General features: G+C 57.8%; 19 protein-coding genes. 10 read left to right on the forward strand and 9 right to left on the reverse strand.

Annotation, left to right across the window (positions count from 1 at the left end; all coding sequences use genetic code 11):
- Positions 1–53: 53 nt before the first annotated feature.
- Together BLW66_RS06390 and BLW66_RS06395 are read left to right on the forward strand one after the other, a co-directional pair.
- Complete coding sequence (locus tag BLW66_RS06390) at positions 54–521, forward strand: lytic transglycosylase domain-containing protein (RefSeq protein WP_089946216.1); 468 nt, start codon at positions 54–56, stop codon at positions 519–521.
- A gap of 142 nt (positions 522–663) precedes the next feature.
- A complete protein-coding gene (locus tag BLW66_RS06395; protein WP_089946218.1) occupies positions 664–1,290 on the forward strand; it encodes a queuosine precursor transporter in 627 nt (208 codons plus the stop codon).
- A gap of 251 nt (positions 1,291–1,541) precedes the next feature.
- Here BLW66_RS06395 and BLW66_RS06400 read toward each other — a convergent pair whose 3' ends face one another.
- A complete protein-coding gene (locus BLW66_RS06400) occupies positions 1,542–1,883 on the reverse strand; it encodes a RidA family protein (RefSeq protein WP_089946220.1) in 342 nt (113 codons plus the stop codon).
- Positions 1,884–2,071: 188 nt separating this feature from the next.
- Between BLW66_RS06400 and BLW66_RS06405 the strand changes: the two genes are divergently transcribed.
- A complete protein-coding gene (locus BLW66_RS06405; RefSeq protein ID WP_089946221.1) occupies positions 2,072–4,222 on the forward strand; it encodes a DEAD/DEAH box helicase in 2,151 nt (716 codons plus the stop codon).
- 42 nt (positions 4,223–4,264) lie between these two features.
- Complete coding sequence (arfB, locus tag BLW66_RS06410) at positions 4,265–4,687, forward strand: alternative ribosome rescue aminoacyl-tRNA hydrolase ArfB (protein WP_089946223.1); 423 nt, start codon at positions 4,265–4,267, stop codon at positions 4,685–4,687.
- Here the strand turns inward: arfB and pncB are convergent.
- Positions 4,684–5,976: a nicotinate phosphoribosyltransferase gene (gene pncB, locus BLW66_RS06415; protein ID WP_089946225.1), complete on the reverse strand. Its 1,293-nt coding sequence runs from the start codon at positions 5,974–5,976 to the stop codon at positions 4,684–4,686. The genes arfB and pncB overlap by 4 nt on opposite strands.
- A complete protein-coding gene (gene pncA, locus BLW66_RS06420) occupies positions 5,969–6,577 on the reverse strand; it encodes a bifunctional nicotinamidase/pyrazinamidase (protein WP_089946227.1) in 609 nt (202 codons plus the stop codon). Before pncA ends, pncB begins: the two co-directional genes overlap by 8 nt.
- A gap of 103 nt (positions 6,578–6,680) precedes the next feature.
- Between pncA and trhO the strand changes: the two genes are divergently transcribed.
- The gene (gene trhO / locus BLW66_RS06425) at positions 6,681–7,580 is read left to right on the forward strand and encodes an oxygen-dependent tRNA uridine(34) hydroxylase TrhO (RefSeq protein ID WP_089946228.1); all 900 of its coding nucleotides are present in this window, start codon (positions 6,681–6,683) and stop codon (positions 7,578–7,580) included.
- Here trhO and BLW66_RS06430 read toward each other — a convergent pair.
- Genes BLW66_RS06430 through fliF form a run of 6 tightly spaced genes read right to left on the reverse strand, consistent with a single transcriptional unit; the run spans position 7,577 to position 12,513 of the window.
- Positions 7,577–8,740 (reverse strand): NAD(P)/FAD-dependent oxidoreductase, encoded by a 1,164-nt coding sequence (locus tag BLW66_RS06430; RefSeq protein ID WP_089946230.1) that lies wholly within the window; start codon positions 8,738–8,740, stop codon positions 7,577–7,579. The two genes, trhO and BLW66_RS06430, sit on opposite strands and share 4 nt — an antisense overlap.
- Positions 8,741–8,798: 58 nt before the next feature.
- Positions 8,799–9,263 carry a hypothetical protein gene (locus tag BLW66_RS06435; protein WP_089946232.1) on the reverse strand — a complete coding sequence of 155 codons (465 nt, stop codon included), beginning with the start codon at positions 9,261–9,263 and terminating at the stop codon, positions 8,799–8,801.
- The gene (fliP, locus tag BLW66_RS06440) at positions 9,263–9,979 is read right to left on the reverse strand and encodes a flagellar type III secretion system pore protein FliP (RefSeq protein WP_244508566.1); all 717 of its coding nucleotides are present in this window, start codon (positions 9,977–9,979) and stop codon (positions 9,263–9,265) included. Before fliP ends, BLW66_RS06435 begins: the two co-directional genes overlap by 1 nt.
- 23 nt (positions 9,980–10,002) lie before the next feature.
- Positions 10,003–10,281, reverse strand: coding sequence for a FliM/FliN family flagellar motor switch protein (locus BLW66_RS06445; protein ID WP_089946235.1), 279 nt, complete (start codon positions 10,279–10,281; stop codon positions 10,003–10,005).
- Positions 10,274–10,867, reverse strand: a complete 594-nt coding sequence (locus BLW66_RS06450) for a FliH/SctL family protein (RefSeq protein ID WP_089946237.1) — start codon at positions 10,865–10,867, stop codon at positions 10,274–10,276. The genes BLW66_RS06445 and BLW66_RS06450 overlap by 8 nt, the downstream gene beginning before the upstream one ends.
- Positions 10,864–12,513 (reverse strand): flagellar basal-body MS-ring/collar protein FliF, encoded by a 1,650-nt coding sequence (gene fliF, locus BLW66_RS06455; protein WP_089946238.1) that lies wholly within the window; start codon positions 12,511–12,513, stop codon positions 10,864–10,866. The genes BLW66_RS06450 and fliF overlap by 4 nt, the downstream gene beginning before the upstream one ends.
- A gap of 91 nt (positions 12,514–12,604) precedes the next feature.
- On the opposite strand from fliF, the gene BLW66_RS06460 reads away from it, so the two are divergent.
- The 5 genes from BLW66_RS06460 to BLW66_RS06480 are packed head-to-tail and all read left to right on the forward strand — an operon-like array spanning position 12,605 to position 16,793.
- The gene (locus BLW66_RS06460; RefSeq protein ID WP_089946240.1) at positions 12,605–13,081 is read left to right on the forward strand and encodes a flagellar basal body-associated FliL family protein; all 477 of its coding nucleotides are present in this window, start codon (positions 12,605–12,607) and stop codon (positions 13,079–13,081) included.
- A 9-nt stretch (positions 13,082–13,090) separates the two neighbouring features.
- Complete coding sequence (locus tag BLW66_RS06465) at positions 13,091–13,504, forward strand: hypothetical protein (protein ID WP_089946242.1); 414 nt, start codon at positions 13,091–13,093, stop codon at positions 13,502–13,504.
- A gap of 56 nt (positions 13,505–13,560) precedes the next feature.
- Positions 13,561–14,085 (forward strand): MotE family protein, encoded by a 525-nt coding sequence (locus tag BLW66_RS06470; protein WP_170833414.1) that lies wholly within the window; start codon positions 13,561–13,563, stop codon positions 14,083–14,085.
- Between the two features lie 9 nt (positions 14,086–14,094).
- Entirely contained in the window at positions 14,095–14,964 is an 870-nt protein-coding gene (gene motA / locus BLW66_RS06475; protein ID WP_089946245.1) for a flagellar motor stator protein MotA, read from the forward strand.
- Positions 14,961–16,793 (forward strand): hypothetical protein, encoded by a 1,833-nt coding sequence (locus BLW66_RS06480; RefSeq protein ID WP_139254536.1) that lies wholly within the window; start codon positions 14,961–14,963, stop codon positions 16,791–16,793. The genes motA and BLW66_RS06480 overlap by 4 nt, the downstream gene beginning before the upstream one ends.
- Positions 16,794–16,830 lie beyond the last annotated feature (37 nt).

Here is a 16,830-nt window from a genome sequence, read left to right on the forward strand (position 1 = left end):
ACCCCGCGCCGCCGCGCTTGGCAGCCCCGCATACGACGGGTATTGCTTTTAGCATGATACGCGCATTCCTCATCTTTCTGTCGCTGGCCGTCGCCGGTTGCTCCGGCGCCGCACCGCAGGAGCCCACCCAGCAGTCCCAGCGTATCCCGCTCCATCCGAACGAAACGCCAGAGCTGCGCTTGCTGATCAACAACTACGCGGATTTCTACGACGTCCCGCGCGCCTTGGTGCATCGCCAGATCATCCGCGAAAGCACCCACCGCCCCGAGGCCCGCAACGGCCCCTACTATGGCTTGATGCAAATCCTGCCCGCCACCGCCCGCACCATGGGGCATCGCGGCCCACCCGAGAGCCTGCTCGATGCCGAGACCAACCTGAAGTACGCGGTCAAATATCTGCGCGGCGCGTGGCTCTTGTCCGATGGTAGCTTTGACGAAGCTGTAAAATGGTACTCGCGCGGCTACTACTACGAGGCCAAACGGCGCGGGATGTTGGTCGAAACGGGGTTGCGCCCCGCGTAGCGCGCATCGCGACAAGAGCACGCCACGTCACAAGAGCGAAGTCTGCGCGCGGCTATATATCGCTTGCCAGCCCCTAACCGCTCCCTTAAATGCGGCCCTCGAACTTCAAGTCTCCGCTACCTTGTCAAAACGGAATTACATTATGACACGTCTTCTTCCTGGCATCCTTGCCATGGCCATCACTGTTGTGGCCTCCAACGTCCTTGTTCAGTACCTTTTCGGGGATTGGCTAACATGGGGCGCCTTCACCTATCCTATCGCCTTCCTGATCACCGATGTGATGAACCGCGTCTACGGCGTCTCCGCCGCGCGGCGTGTGGTCTTTGCAGGGTTTATTGTGGGCATCATCTGTTCGCTGATCGGGTCGCAGATCATGTTGGAATATGGCCCCGCCGTACCGCTGCGCATCGCCGTGGCATCCGCGATCGCCTTCCTGACTGCACAACTTTTGGACGTGTCGATTTTTGACCGCTTGCGCGAAGGCCAGTGGTGGAAAGCACCTTTGGCCTCGACGCTTATAGGCTCAATCGTTGACACGACCTTGTTCTTCACCATCGCCTTTGCAGCCTTCATCACCCTGTTCGGCACGGCCAATAACGACGCAATTTCATGGGCTTGGGAAGGCGTTCCGCTTCTGGGTCAAGGCCCTGTTCTGCCGCTATGGGTGTCACTCGCGATTGCGGATTGGGGGGTCAAACTGGCGATTGCATTGATCGCGCTGATCCCGTTCCGGATCATTGTCGGAAAACTTTCACACAAAATCGCGTAGAAAATACTTGAGTTATCCACAAGATGTGGCACCTTTCTATTCAACAGCAACCATTGAAAGGAGGTGTCCATGTCTAGAGTGATATTGGAGCAACGTGTCGGGCAAGGTACGGAGGTGCGTGTCTAGGGGCAGCCCCCTTACTCACACCGAGGTATCGGTCTCAGGATCAACCTGACCCACCTCCATCAGATCTCGGAAAGGGCGCCCCGTGCTGTGGGCGCCCTTTCTTTTGTTCACTGATTTTCGCTCATTCAGTCGCAAGCTGCGTCCACGATGATTTCCACCAGCAACTCTGGCCGCGCCAAACGCGCCTCGCCGCAGGCCCGCGCTGGCGCGTGCCCGTCCGGCACCCATGCATTCCACACTTCGTTCAGCCCCGCGAAGTCGGACATATGCGCAAGCCAAATGGTCGCACGCAGCATCTTCTCGCGCGAAGACCCTGCCAATTCCAGCATCTCGTCTACGCGGCGCAAGCACTCCTCGGTCTGCTCCTTGATACCTTGACCCTCGCCGACTTGCCCGCTGATGTAGGCCACGCCGTTGTGCTTCACGACCTTGCTTGCGCGCGGGCCGGTTCCAATTCTTTCGATCATTTCGATGTCTCCTGTTGCGAGCGCGAACCATAACTTCCGGGCCGATTGAACGCACCCCCTATACAACGGTGCCCAAGCAGCGTATTGCGGCCCACTTGCGGTGCGCTCTCAGGGCACGGGCCGCGTTTGGTGGCCAAATAGGGGTGGCTGCCGTTTTCTTTCCCGCCCTGACCAGAAAAGAGTGACCCGTGATACAAACTATTCAAGACGCGCTTACAGAGCGCGGCTACACCGACCTGACTCCCGTCCAAACTGAAGTGACCAACACAGAGTACGGCGACGCCGACCTGCTGGTGTCCGCGCAAACCGGCTCCGGCAAGACCGTGGCGTTCGGCTTGGCTATCGCCCCCACCTTGCTGGGCGACGCGCTGAAATTCGACCGCGCCGCCGCGCCTTTGGCGCTGATCATTGCCCCCACCCGCGAACTGGCCTTGCAGGTTAAGCGCGAGTTGATGTGGCTCTACGCCAAGGCTGGCGCTGTTGTGGCGTCCTGCGTGGGCGGCATGGATATGCGCGATGAGCGCCGTGCCTTGGACCGTGGCGCGCATATCGTCGTCGCAACACCTGGTCGTTTGCGCGACCACATCCAACGCGGCTCTATCGATCTGAGCGAAGCACGCGCTGTGGTGTTGGACGAAGCCGACGAAATGCTGGACCTCGGGTTCCGCGAGGATTTGGAGTTTATCCTGTCCGAAGCGCCGGAAACCCGCCGCACGCTGATGTTCTCCGCGACGGTTCCTGCATCCATCGCCAAGCTGGCAAAAAGCTACCAGAAAGACGCGGTTCGCGTCACGACGAAGGCCGAAAACAGCCAGCACTCGGACATTGAATACCGCGCTATGGCTGTCGCCCCCCGCGACGCCGAAAATAGCCTGATCAACGTTTTGCGCTACTACGAAGCCCCGAACGCAATCGTGTTCTGCAATACCCGCGCGATGGTGAACCGCCTGACGACGCGCTTCTCCAACCGTGGCTTTTCCGTCGTGGCGCTGTCTGGTGAATTGAGCCAGAACGAGCGGACCCACGCCCTGCAATCGCTGCGCGACGGGCGTGCCCGTGTATGTGTGGCAACGGACGTTGCGGCGCGCGGAATCGACCTGCCGAACCTTGAATTGGTTATCCACGCGGAACTACCGAACAACCATGAGACGCTGTTGCACCGCTCAGGGCGTACAGGCCGTGCGGGTCGCAAAGGCGTCAGTGCGTTGATCGTTCCCGCCAAAATGCGCCGCAAAGCGGAGCGCCTGCTGCAAGGCGCCAAGGTCAAGGCCGAGTGGGGCGAAGCGCCATCAGCCGACGACGTGAATGCACGCGACGAGGAGCGGTTGTTCAATGATCCGGTCTGGACCGACACCGCGACCGACAGCGAGGCCGGTTTGGTTACAAAGCTGGTCGAGCGTTTCTCGCCAGAGCAAGTCGCCACCGCGTACACCCGCCTGTTCCGCGAACGCCAATCCGCACCAGAGGATCTGGCACCAGCCAGCTCTGACGCGCCGAAAGCCCGCCCCGCCTTTGGCGCGAGCGTTTGGTTCTCCATCTCGGTTGGCCGTAAGGACAACGCGGAGCCACGTTGGTTGCTGCCCGCGATGTGCCGTGCCGGCGACCTGACAAAAGACGACATCGGCGCGATCCGTATCCAGCAAAACGCCAGCTTCGTGGAGATTTTGAAATCCAGCGAAGAGGGCTTCTTGCGCGCCTTGGGTGAGGGCATGAAGCTGGAAGACGGCGCGATTGTCACACGCTTGGACAAGGCCCCTGACTTCACGTCCATGCCGCGCCCAGAAGGTGGCAAAAAGCCATACGAGAAGAAACCCTACGACAAGAAGCCGTATGATAAAAAGCCTCACCGCGGCGACTTCGACACGCCACCACGTCCCGCAGCAACAGAGCAACCACGCAACGGAAAGCGCATCAGTGACGCACGACCTGACGGTGCTGTGACAGGTCATAAACCACGTCCTGCCGGTGACAAAAAACCGTACGAAAAGAAGCCATACGAGAAAAAGGGCGACAAGAAACCATACGGCGACAAACCAGCGTACGACAAAAAGCCAGGTGGTAAGAAACCGTTCAAGAAGGCCGACGGTGACAAACCGTTCCGCAAGACCGATGGCGATAAGCCGTTCAAAAAAGCAGACGGCGACAAGCCACGGTTCGACAAAAAACCGGGCGGCAAGAAGCCCTTCAGCAAGGCAGATGGCGGCAAGCCTGCAGGCAAACGTCCGGCCGCAAGCCCGAACGACACATCAAAGCGCTTCACACCTCCGGGTGGGAAAGCCAAGCCGCGCGTCGGCAAAGGCGCTGGCGCGAAACCATACAAGGGTAAGGGCAAACCTTAATCTGACGTGTTCACGCAACGGATCATGGGGTAGTAATGCCCCATGATCCGCGTGAACGACACCATAACCATCGAAGACTGGGAACTGACCGAAAGCTTCACCCGCGCCCAAGGGCCGGGCGGGCAGAACGTCAATAAGGTTGCTACTGCCGTCGAACTTAGGTTCGAGGCAGAGCGCTCTCCGAACCTGACCGCCCCCGTCAAAGCCCGCCTGAAGCGGCTTGCGGGGCGTCGCTGGACAACAGAGGGCGCGCTGATCATCTTCGTGCAGGACACAAGATCACAGGCCAGAAACCGCGACCTTGCAGAAACACGTCTGCGCGATCTGATCCTCAAAGCTTTGGAAACACCTAAACGCCGGATTAAAACCCGCCCGACGCTTGGCTCTCAACGACGCAGGATTGCCAGCAAGAAGCAGCGCGGCGAAGTCAAAAACCTGCGCGGCAAAGTCACCGACGACGATTAGACGACGACGTCGATGTCTTCCTGCTCCCCCACCCCGAACACGCGTTTGTAACGCGCGATCTCTGCGGCGGGGCCCATGGCTTTACGCGGGTTATCCGACAGCTTGACCGTCGGGCGACCATTCGCCGACACCGCCTTGCAGACCAACGAAAACGGCGACAGCCCGTTATCGGGGACCAGTCCACGGAAATCGTTGGTCAACAGCGTGCCCCAACCAAACGAAACCCGTACCCGCCCGCGAAACTGCGATTGCAGCTCAACGATTTTGTCGACGTCCAGACCGTCCGAGAAAATCACCAACTTCTTCGTTGGATCCTCGCCGCGTGATTTCCACCAACCGATAGCGCGCTCCGCCCCCTCGGCAGGATCACCGCTATCAATGCGGATGCCCGTCCATCCCGCCAGCCAGTCTGGCGCACCCGCAAGGAAACCGTCGGTGCCGTATGTATCCGGCAGAATGATGCGCAGGTTTCCCTCATGCTCTTCGTGCCAATCGGCCAGCACGTCATAAGGGGCTTGACGCAGGGCGTCGTCACTGTCGGCAAGGGCGGAATACACCATCGGCAATTCATGCGCGTTGGTGCCGATGGCCTCCACCTCCCGACGCATCGCGATAAGGCAGTTAGACGTGCCGACGAACTTTTGCCCCAGCCCTTCCTGCATCGCCTGCACGCACCAGTCCTGCCACATGAAGCTGTGGCGACGGCGCGTCCCGAAGTCGGCCAAGCGCAGGTCATCAACGCCCTGCAACTTTTCGACCTTTTCCCAAAGCCGCGTCATGGCGCGCGCGTAAAGCACCTGTAACTCAAAACGCCCCATGTCTTTCAACACAGCCCGCGAGCGCAGTTCCATCAGCACGGCCAGAGCGGGAATTTCCCACAACATGACCTCAGGCCACTTGCCCTCGAAGGTCAGCTCATACTGACCATCGCGCTTTTCAAGGTGGTACGCGGGCATGGAGACGTTCTCGAACCACTCCATAAAGTCGGGGCGGAACATCTGGCGTTTGCCGTAGAACGTATTGCCGCGCAAAAACGTGCTTTCGCCGCGTGACAGTGACAGCGACCGGATGTGATCCAACTGCTCGCGCAACTCCCCCTCATCGACCAGTTCCGCCAGCCGGATATCCTTGCTGCGGTTGATCAGCGAAAAAGTCACATTGGTATCACGCTTGTTGCGAAACACCGATTGGCACATCAGCAGCTTGTAAAAGTCAGTGTCGATCAGGGATCGCACAATCGGGTCAATCTTCCATTTGTGGTTATAAACCCGCGACGCAATATCAACCATTTAGCTGCACTCCAGCATCCGTCATTCCAGTTAACGCACCTTCAAGCGAGCCATCCAAGTCGATCGCGCGGCAGAGATCTTGCTCCACAGTTACGTGAAAGCCCAGATTGGCGCCGTCCACCGCAGAAAAATTCACGCAAAAATCCAAAGCCAAGCCGACCATCGTCAGTTTCTTGACACCGCGCGTGCGCAAGTACCCCTCTAGGCCGGTAGGCGTCGTGCGATCATTCTCAAAAAACGCGGAGTAGCTGTCGACCGCTGGGTTAAAGCCCTTACGCACGATCATTTGCGCGGCATCTGTGCGCAGCTCGCTGTGAAATTCAGCACCACCACTCCCTTGAACGCAGTGATCCGGCCACAAAACCTGTGGGCCGTAGGGCATTGTCGTCACCGAAAACGGTTCCTGATCCGCGTGAGATGATGCGAAGGAGGAATGCCCTATGGGGTGCCAATCTTGGGTCAAAACAACGTTATGGAACTCGGACATCAACGCATTGATCCCGCCGACGATCTCATCGCCGCCTGCGACAGCAAGGGCGCCACCCGGACAAAAATCGTTTTGAACGTCGATGACGATCAAGGCTTCGTCGGTTGCGCGCATGTTTCATCCTCCCGGGATTTTGCCTGAACTTGCTAGGCGTATGCTTGCCTTGCGTCAACAGCCCGCACTTGATCCTGCATTCCCGCGGTCGTAAAGCCTCCTTATGTTTACAGTTGCAGCACTCTATCACTTCACCCGCTTCGCAGACCCAGACGGTCTGCGCCCCGCCATTGTTGAGCTTTGCGAGCGCGAAGGCGTTCGCGGTACGCTGTTGGTGGCGAAGGAGGGAATAAACGGCACCGTCGCAGGCAACCGTGCGGGCATCGACGCCCTGCTGGCGCATCTGCGGTCCCTACCCGGCTGCGCCGAGTTGGAGCACAAGGAATCCACGGCCTCGGAAATGCCGTTCAACCGCATGAAGGTCCGCCTGAAGCGGGAGATCGTGACGATGGGCCAACCCGACGTCGACCCGCTTGCGCGCACGGGCCATTATGTGAAGCCCGAGGACTGGAACGAACTGATTCAGTCCGAGGACGTGGCCGTGATCGACACCCGCAACGATTATGAAGTGGCCATCGGCACCTTTCAGGGCGCGATTGACCCGATGACCAAAAGCTTCGGCGAGTTTCCCGCATGGTGGGAGGCCAACAAAGATCGCTTCCATAACAAGCGGGTCGCCATGTTTTGCACTGGCGGTATCCGTTGCGAAAAATCGACAAACTATCTGTTGGGACAAGGGGTTGAAGACGTCTACCACCTGCAGGGTGGCATTCTGAAGTATCTGGAAGAAGTGCCCGAAGAGAACAGCACTTGGGACGGCGAATGCTTCGTTTTTGACGGACGTGTCTCGGTTGGGCACGGGTTGAAGGAGGGCGACCTAAAGCTGTGCTACGCCTGCCGTCGCCCATTGCAACCCGAAGACCTGCGCCGTGACAGCTACGAGTTAGGCGTGAGCTGCCACCAGTGCGTGGACGAGACCAGCGCCGAGGATAAAGAGCGTTTTCGCGAGCGACAGAAGCAGATCAAACTGGCCGTAAAACGCGGCGAGAAACACATAGGTTAACGGCCAAGCAAGGTGCGCGACAACTTGCGTCCGAATGCCTGTGCGCCCCTGCGTGCGATCATTCGGGCAGAAAAGTCGTTGCGAAAGAACCGCAGTAGCTCTTCCGGCGGCAAGGTCTTCATGCGCACCACTGATCTATCCCAGTCATCGGGCGTGTAGGCCGCCGCACGCTTGTTTGCCGCGAACCCGATTTTGTACTGAAGCGCCAGCGTTCGCCGGACATCCCGCTCCCAGCGTTTTAATGCAGTAGGCGACCGTGCGCCCAACGCCGCGCCCAAAGCGCGGCCCTGCTCAATGCAAATTCGGATGCCTTCACCCAACGTCGGCGTCGCCATATTCGCACTATCCCCCACGCGGATCACTTTGCCGAAAACGAGGTTCGGCGCGAAGGGCGTGGACGGCAGAATGCCCGCGTTCACGTGAAAATTGGTGGGCACGGGCAGGCCCATGCGGTCAAGCCCGCCGCTCTCTAAAAAGTCACGCATCAAGTCTTTAGGGGAAGCATCTGAGTCCGGTTCAATTAATCCAACCCCAAGGCGCAACGCGCCCGACGTCGTCGGAAACGCCCAGCCGTAGCCCGTTGGAACGGCAGAGCCGAAGAACAGAGCCGCACGGTTCGGGTCATGCGCGGGCGCGGGATACTCATACTCGATCCCGATACCGCGGCGCACGGGCGCTGCGCCAAGCTGGAGACTTTTCAAAACAGACGAATGCCAGCCGGACGCATCCACGATAACCCGCGATGCGACCTCGTATTCACGCTTACCTTCGCGCATACGCGATACATACAACCCGCCCTCACGCTGCGTGCGCAGGTATTTTGTCGCGCAGCGAATTTCCGCCTTCGACTGGTGAGCCAGCCAACGATAAAGGCCCGTCACATCCAGCACCCCGACAGGGTCAGACGACATATCCAGCGTAAGATGCTCGTAGTCCGAATATATGTCCGCGCAGGTGACAGGGTGTGCGAGCTCAGCCGGAAGCCCGAGGCGGTCGACATCCCGCATCCAGCATCCACCTGACGTGCGCACCGGCTGCCCGATTTCCCGATCTTGGTGCACCAGAACTGAGGATGTCCCTTCTGGTAAGGCTGATGCCGTCGCCAACCCTGCGGGCCCCCCGCCGACGATGAGAATCTCTGTATCAATGCGTTCAACCATACATGCTTTTGACATGGCACCTTGGCCTCGCGCCATGCAAAAACGGCGCTGCCCGCGCCTATGTTTTCATCTCCGCCACATATGCAGCCACTTGTCTGGCCGTCGGCCCGCGCAGTTTTCGGAGCGCCTCCAGCTGGGCTGATGTGGGTAATGTCACCAAATGCTTTGCGATCAAGGCCGGGTGCTGCGCCATGATATCCCCCCGCGCGTCTTGTCGCCGCGCCGGATCGTGGCGATCCTCGGCCTGATGCGCGACCTCTATCCGTTCCGCAGGCCTTTGAGGAGCTTTCGCGTCGCCAAGTCGCCGCACCAGTTTTGCCAATGCGGCACTCAAATCCGGCACCGTAGCGGCTTGCTCCAGTGGCTGGACCGCAGTTTGCGCCAACTCGCGGAAAAACGGGTGCCGCGAGGTCTTTGCGAAATCTGCACCAAGCATTGAAACCAGCATGCGGGCTTTCTTCACCTGCGCTGGTGTCGGGTGGATCTCGTCGGCGGGCGGCGCGGGGTTCACTGATTGGGCCACTATGAATAACTCCTGACTAGGGCACTTGAAATGAGGCTCCACCCATCTGCCACGACAAAAAAGGCCAGCTTGAATGGCAATGACACGATGGCGGGTGGGACCATCATCATCCCCATCGACATGAGCACCGCAGATACCACCAGATCGATGATGAGAAACGGAAGGAACACCAGAAAACCAATCTGAAAGGCACGCTCAATCTCGCTCAACATAAAAGACGGGATTAAGACCGACAGCGAAGCAGTGGCGGGTGTTCCATCCCCTGCCTGCTCTGGGCGAAGCTCCGACAGCATGAAAAAAGTGTCCACATCGACCCGCGCCGCCATGAACCCGCGAAACGGCTCTAATGCCTTGGGAATCGCCTGCTCAACGGTTAGGATGCCATCGTTCAGCGGCTTCAAACCGACCTGCCAGCTTTCCGTAAAAACGGGGTCCATCACGAAGTAGGTTAGGAACAGCGCCAGACTGACGATAAGCATGTTTGGCGGTGCAGCTTGCAAGCCGATGGCTTGCCGCAGGATAGATAAAACAGTGACCACGAACGGAAAACACGTGATCATGATCGCAATTCCCGGCGCGAGGCTTAGGACGGTCATGAGCGCAATAAGTTGCATCGCGCGGGCACTTAAAGTCGTCTCGTCCCCCAGCGAAATGGCTATATCTTGCGCGACGCTCGGCGATGCACCAAGCGCGGTCCCGGCGAGGGCAACAGCCACGATAAGAACTGCTTTGGTGTAAGTCACTTTAAGCCCGTCGCCATATCACCCACGGCAGTAAGGCGCACTGATAAGCCACCGTTTTCCGCGTCTTGAGAGCTTTCGAGAAATCCACGCGCAACCAGCTTTTCGCCTACGTATAGCTCTACGGGGTCGTCGATGGTTGTGTCCAACGACAAGACTGAATCGGGGCTCAGCGCCATTAACTCCTTGATCGTCGGCGATGCAGAGCCAACGCAGACGCGCAGGTCCACATTCACGCCCTGCAAAATATCTCCTGTTGGGTTTATCGGCTCAGGCATGTTCCGCCTCCTTCATGTCGGTCGTGTCGTAGAAATTGGTGATGCAGTCGCGCAGCGCCTGAAGCGTTGCGTCCAGATCAACAGAGGTCTGCCCGTCGTCGAACGCGATTAAAGCTTGCGAGGTCGTCAGCGTTGGCTCGGTGTTAATAGTGACCGGAAACTTGACAACATCCGCGACCAACGCGCTCAGCATCGCCTCACTATCAGGTGCGCAAGTGATGGTGACCGAGGGCTCAACCGACTTGGAGGCAACCTCCAGAACTTCAATGACACGCCCGCCAAGGCTTTGAGCCAACACCTGTGGCAGCACTGCGTTGACCATCGCCTCAAGGACCGGTCGCACCGACTGCAACGCATGTTGACGCGCCTCAAAATACGTAAAATTCATCGCCTGAAGCGCGGATGACATGGCGTCTCGCACCTCTTGATCCTTGCTTTGCGCGGCGGCGCCACCATCTTGCCAGCCGCATTTATAGCCGTCATCAAACGACGCGCGAAGCTCTGCTTGCGTCGGCGTACCAGCCGCGCTCTGCCCCGCACTCCGTTCCTGCGATGCGAAATCCTCTAGAAATGGCGTGCCGCTCATTGGACCGTCGCTTCCGGCTCTTCGATCCAGCTTTTAAGGACTTCAACAGTCTCATCCTGTCGCTCGTCGATCAGCGCCTTCAATCGTTCTACGGGATCTTCATGTTCGATAACGGTCGGCGACTGGCCCTGCACCACCGCGGGCAGATCCTGAGTGCCCCCGCGAGGCGGGGCGATTTGTGCGGGTGTGGCTTGCCCCGTGGCGGCCAGCAGGTCGTCGGCTTGCGGCCCCGCCAACAGGTCGGGTGCAGGTACCTCATTCAAGGGGGCCGCCGTCTTAGCCGCCAATAGCATGGGGCGAAGGACGAACATACCCAAAGCCAGAACAACGAAAGCTGCGACCCCAATTTGGATCAGGCGCATGATGTCCAGCGGTCGCGAAGTCATCCACCCGTTGTCAGGCGTTTCAACCAACGCGGCGTCTGACGACAAATCCATTGAGCGCAAGGTAACGGAATCCCCGCGCGCCTCATCAAACCCGATAGCGGATTTGACCAGCGCCTCTAAGGCCAGCAGCTCGTCGGCGCTTCGGGGCTCCCACACCTCCGCTCCCGTGTCGTCGACGCGCATTGTCCCACCGACCAGCACTGCCACTGTAATCCGCTTTATAGAGCCGGCGACGCGGCGCACCTCGCGCGTAGTTTCAGACACTTCGTAGTTTACGATTTCACGCGTGTCGGAGTTTTGCCCCGATTGCTCCGAGCCGCCTTGGCCCCCGCCCTCCGGCAGATTGCTGGCGACCGTCACCCCCCCGCCGCCTTGGTTCTTGGTTGAACTCGTAGTCTCTTGAGTATTCGTGCTGATCGCAACGCGGCTTTCCGGATCAAACTTGCGCTCCAGAATTGTTTCCGCGTCGGTGAGCGTATCAACGTTGACCTCAATGACCGCGCCGCCGACGCCAGTCCGCGCCAGAATCAGCCGCTCCACATTCTGCTTAAGGCGCGCGCCATGCGCGAGGGCTGTTCGGACGGGCGTCTCAGCACCTGCCTGCGCCATGACCTGCCCTAAATCCGCGTTTATGATAGATACATCTTCTGGCCGAAGGCTCGCCACAGCAGACGCCACAAGAAAGCGAATGGCTTCCGCAGTGGCATCAGAGATTTGCCCACCATTGCCACGAATAGACACTGAGGCGGTTGGCTGGCTGGAGCGACGGAAGGGGCTTTGGGACATCTGCGCGATATGCACCCGTGCGGCACTAATCTGGGCGTTTGCAACAATCGTCCGCGCCAACTCCCCCTCTTTCGCGCGTAAGTACGCGGCATCAAACATCTGGGACGTTGTTCCGAAGCCGCTGAGCCCATCCAGCAATTCATACCCTTCACCGCCGTTCGCCGGAAGTCCTGCCCCAGCCAGCGTTAAACGTAAGTGGTCGCGCCGCGCCTCGTCCACATAAAGCGCGCCTCCCCTGACTTCGTAACGAACGTCCTGCGCCTCTAACTGGTCAATAATTTCCCCGGCCGCACTTGGGGAGAGACCACTATAAAGAAGCCCCATGTTTGGCGTCGCGGCGAGGCGCGTGAGAAAAAGTACGCCCAACACAACCAAGACGACCGACCCGATGACCGTCGCACGTTTAATCGGATCCAATGCGTTCCAAATCTGTTGGAGTGGCTGCACGGCAGAACCTTTCTTTAGGCGAGTCATTCTGACCCGCTGACAGCCACTTAAAGTGATCAGCCTTAACAATCGGTTAGTCGATTACACGCTATAGCTGAAAAAAATTGGCGAGAATCGAATGACCGAAGATGTTGAAGCACCTCCACCCAAAAAAGGGAAAAAGGGACTGATTATCGGCTTTGTTCTGGCACTGCTGGGAGGCGGCGGCGCGTTCTTCGTCGTTTACTCTGGAATGTTGTTCGCGCCTAAAACCATCGAACACGAGGTCACTGAATTCGTCCCGACGGAGCCTCTTCCAGCAATTCGCTTCGTTCCGTTGGAGCCGATTGTCGTAACCGTTGGCAAGTCAGGGTCGCGCCAGCTTCGCTTTCGCGCTGAACTAGAAGTCGCGCCGGAGCGATCGGAAGATGTCGCCACCCTAATGCCCAGAATTCTGGACGTGTTGAACGGCTATCTGCGCGCTGTGGACCTAAGTGAGCTGGAAAACCCAGCGTCCTTGATAAGACTACGGGCGCAGATGTTGAGAAGGGTTCAAATCGTGACGGGGACCGGCCACGTTCGTGACCTGTTGATAACTGAATTCGTATTTTCGTGAGGGCTAAAATTGGAATTTTTATCTGACATTCTGCTCGGATTAGGCGCCGTATTCGCATCCGTTTACTGCTTCGTGCTGTCCCGTAAGTTGTCCAAGCTTAAGGGCTTGGATCAAGATTTGGGGTCCGCCATCGCCATTATGTCGCGTCAAGTTGACGAGATGACGGAGGTTCTGACCTCAGCCCAAGAAACGGCGGGGGAATCTGCGCAAAAACTGGCTGAAAAGACGGAAGCGGCGGCGCGTGTCTCGGATCGCTTGGAGCTAATGATCGCTGCGTTGCAAGACCTTCCAGAAGACGACGGCATTATCCAAACCGCTTCACCACCACCTGATAATACAGAGGTCGCACCGGCCTCGCCAACGGCGCCACTACCGGATGACGTCAACGTTTTTGTGAGAACTGCGACGCGGAGGGCTTCCTAATGGCATCGGTAAAATCTTCTCGGTCAATCAAGGGAGTTCTGACGCTAATCTTTGTCATGTTATTGGCTTCCGGCAGCTTGCGGCTCGGCTCCATCGGGATTGCAGTTGCCTCCAGCCCCGCAGACGGTGACATATTCGCATCAGACGCAGAGCCCGCTCAATGCATGACTGACGCAGAAACCGCTGCGTTGATGGAGATGCTTAAAACGCGCGCTGCGCAACAAGACGAGGTCGAGGCCCAACAGTCCGAACGCCAGTTGGTGCTGGCGAAAATGGAGGCCGACGTCATGGCAAACCTTGCCCGTGTCGAGGATGCCGAGCACCGCCTCGCGGAGACCATAAACGATGTCAGCAGCGCCTCGCTTGATGACATCGGACAGCTTACCAGCGTGTACCAATCGATGAAGCCAAAGGCCGCGGCACAACTGTTTGAGCAGATGAGCGCGGAGTTCGCTGCTGGCTTTCTGGGAGAGATGCCGCCCGCATCAGCCGCCGGAATTCTATCCGCCTTAAGCGCTGAGAAGGCTTACGCTGTTAGCGTTGTTCTCGCCGGCAGAAATGCGAACGCGCCCAGTGAGTGAGTTGAAATAATGGTTGGAATAGTAGGCATAGTCGTTGTTCTTGTCATGGTCTTCGGCGGCTACCTTGCCGCCGGCGGCAAGATGGAGATCATTCTCAAGTCCCTTCCTTTTGAATTCACGATGATTGGGGGCGCGGCCGTCGGCTCCTTTCTCATCAGTAACGATTTTTCAAGCGTCAAACACACTGTGAAGGACATAGGCAAAGTATTTAAAGGGCCAAAATGGAAGAAGCAGGACTATCAGGATCTGCTTTGCTTGCTGTCCGAGCTCCTGCGCGTTGCTCGGAGAAGCCCAGTGGAGCTGGAGCCCCACATCGAAGCGCCCGACGAATCCGATATTTTCAATACCTACCCCCGCATCCTGGCCGATAGAGAGTCGGTTAACCTGATCTGTGACACCCTACGCTCTGCTGGGATGAACTATGACGACCCTCACCAGGTCGAGGAGGTGTTGGAAAAACGGATCGAGGGCAATTCACATCATGCAATGCATTCCAGTCACGCGATGCAGACCCTCGCTGACGGCCTACCTGCGCTAGGCATCGTTGCGGCCGTTCTAGGCATCATCAAAACGATGGGCTCAATCGATCAGCCGCCTGAAATCCTTGGCAAGCTGATTGGTGGCGCCTTGGTCGGCACCTTTCTCGGCGTTTATCTGGCCTACGGTTTTGTGGGTCCGTTCGCCGCAAAGATCAAAATGGTGATTGAGGATGAAAGTCACTTCCAATTGCTTATCCGCGAGGTTTTGGTCGCCAACCTACATATGCACTCCACCAACATGTGCATCGAAGTCGGGCGCCAAAATACGCCGAGCGCCCTTCGCCCTAGCTACTCCGAACTTGAAGACGCCCTTAAGGGGGCGCGCAAGGAAGCTGCGTGAGGCTCTTGATCCTTCTGATAATGTTGAGTCTACCAACTTTTGTGTTGGGCAAACCTGCGAAAATCAAGTCCGGTGAGCACAGCACATTTTCACGTCTTGTTTTATATACTGGCCAGACTCAACAATGGACCCAATCGCGGAATGGGAACAAGGTAACCATCAAGGTGACAGGCTGGACCTCTAGTTTCGACACCGCCGACACGTTCACCTTTATACCCCGCGAAAGAGTGACTGAGATAAGGGCGCTGCCAGATGGCATCGAATTGACGCTTGATTGTACCTGCAAGGTTCAAGTAGCTGCTGTAGAGCGCGGTGGCATCATGGTTGATATCACCGATACCGTAGATGACGTCGAGGTTGACGTACCCCCACAAGACACGCGCTTAGTCTGGCCCGAACCGGATGGCTTTGTTATGCAAAGCGCCACATCGGCATCCATCAATGCTTTGAGGAAAACCCTGACCCAGCGTTTGGCAAAAGCCGCCACGCAAGACCTGCTTGTTCCGGCGCCACCCAGTGCCACGCGCCCCGCAGCCGCACAGCAGCTGTTCGATGAGCCGCACGCAGTCGAGCGGATCAGGACTACATCCGCGGCGGAACGCGCTAATCAGCGCAACGCACCGTCCATTCCAACACCGCCCCAATGTCCGCCCGAACACTATGGCGATATTCAAAATTGGGGAACAGACGAAAGCTTCGCCGATCAACTTGGGCGGCTTCGACGCGATACGGTCATGGAGTTCGACGTCACGGACCAATCCAGCGCCCTCCATTTAACGCGACTATATTTATTTTTCGCGATGGGCGCAGAAGCGCGGGCAAGCATCGTGGCTTTCGATCAAGACACCTATGACGCTAATTTTCTAACTGTTGTCTCAAGACTACTAGACGGCGAAAGCGGTAGAAAAATCTCGTTAGACCTACCGGCGAATGGCTGTGAGGGGACCATGTCTCTCTGGGCTGCCCTTCTTGGGCGCACAGACGCCGCCATCTCCGAACCTCAGGGGAAAATCGTCGCCGAGGCCTTCTCGCGCCTTCCACACCATCTACGAACAATTCTCGGGCCGAAGCTAATATCGCGACTGCACGATGACGAAAACGGTGTCGCCGCGGGCGTAATCAAGAACATGATCTCCAATCACACCGATGCAGATCCTCAATACCCCAATCCCGCAAGTAATCTCGCCGATTCGAGTATTCCCGAACTAGAAGCGCTAGTGGCCCAAAGCAACGCGGAAACACCGATGGCGCTTGTTGCTTTAATCAACCGGACAATTGATCAAAACCTCGCGATTTCCAATGATATTCTTATTGTCGCGAGATCGTTTGCAAGACAACAAGCGGGCACGCCGGAGGCTATTGAAATTGAAAAGGCTTTGGTGCGTGTATCGGCATTTCGAGGGAATTATACAGATGCAATTGCATCGGCTATGGAACTAGAGGCAGATCAAGACCGGAAGGACTTGATCGGCTTCACGGTGTCGCAAATTATCGCGAAAGGCCGCGATATCGACGTAGCTAAATTCGCTTTGAACCTAGGCCATGACGGCGCACAAACCTATCTTCAACAAAGCGCCGTTCAGGAGATTGCCGACCGCTTAACCGCTGCGGGTATGGACGAGCTGTCCCGCGATTTTTCGGGCAAAAAAGGAAGCACCAAGCGCGACCACCCCCCACAAGTTAACGCATCGACTGCACCTGCGGGTCCGGCCCGCCCACGAGCATTGCCTGACGAGCCGACCACGATCGCCGCTGCAAGCGCTATTTTGAAAACCAGCAAGGATCTGCGGGAGCAGGTTGTCAGCACGCTTGGACCAGCGCCCCCTTGAACGGGTAAAGAACAGACCGCTTAACATATCGTTATGC

Source organism: Litoreibacter albidus (genome assembly GCF_900107015.1).
In the GTDB taxonomy this organism is placed as follows: domain Bacteria; phylum Pseudomonadota; class Alphaproteobacteria; order Rhodobacterales; family Rhodobacteraceae; genus Litoreibacter; species Litoreibacter albidus.

Coding starts and splice junctions, on each gene's coding strand:
- BLW66_RS06400 (WP_089946220.1), bottom strand. CDS start 1,883: ATGATCGAAAGAATTGGAACCGGCCCGCGCGCAAGCAAGGTCGTGAAG.
- pncB (WP_089946225.1), bottom strand. CDS start 5,976: ATGGTTGATATTGCGTCGCGGGTTTATAACCACAAATGGAAGATTGAC.
- BLW66_RS06445 (WP_089946235.1), bottom strand. CDS start 10,281: ATGCCTGAGCCGATAAACCCAACAGGAGATATTTTGCAGGGCGTGAAT.
- fliF (WP_089946238.1), bottom strand. CDS start 12,513: ATGACTCGCCTAAAGAAAGGTTCTGCCGTGCAGCCACTCCAACAGATT.
- motA (WP_089946245.1), top strand. CDS start 14,095: ATGGTTGGAATAGTAGGCATAGTCGTTGTTCTTGTCATGGTCTTCGGC.
- BLW66_RS06395 (WP_089946218.1), top strand. CDS start 664: ATGACACGTCTTCTTCCTGGCATCCTTGCCATGGCCATCACTGTTGTG.
- trhO (WP_089946228.1), top strand. CDS start 6,681: ATGTTTACAGTTGCAGCACTCTATCACTTCACCCGCTTCGCAGACCCA.
- BLW66_RS06430 (WP_089946230.1), bottom strand. CDS start 8,740: ATGGTTGAACGCATTGATACAGAGATTCTCATCGTCGGCGGGGGGCCC.
- BLW66_RS06390 (WP_089946216.1), top strand. CDS start 54: ATGATACGCGCATTCCTCATCTTTCTGTCGCTGGCCGTCGCCGGTTGC.
- arfB (WP_089946223.1), top strand. CDS start 4,265: ATGATCCGCGTGAACGACACCATAACCATCGAAGACTGGGAACTGACC.
- BLW66_RS06450 (WP_089946237.1), bottom strand. CDS start 10,867: ATGAGCGGCACGCCATTTCTAGAGGATTTCGCATCGCAGGAACGGAGT.
- pncA (WP_089946227.1), bottom strand. CDS start 6,577: ATGCGCGCAACCGACGAAGCCTTGATCGTCATCGACGTTCAAAACGAT.
- BLW66_RS06460 (WP_089946240.1), top strand. CDS start 12,605: ATGACCGAAGATGTTGAAGCACCTCCACCCAAAAAAGGGAAAAAGGGA.
- BLW66_RS06470 (WP_170833414.1), top strand. CDS start 13,561: ATGTTATTGGCTTCCGGCAGCTTGCGGCTCGGCTCCATCGGGATTGCA.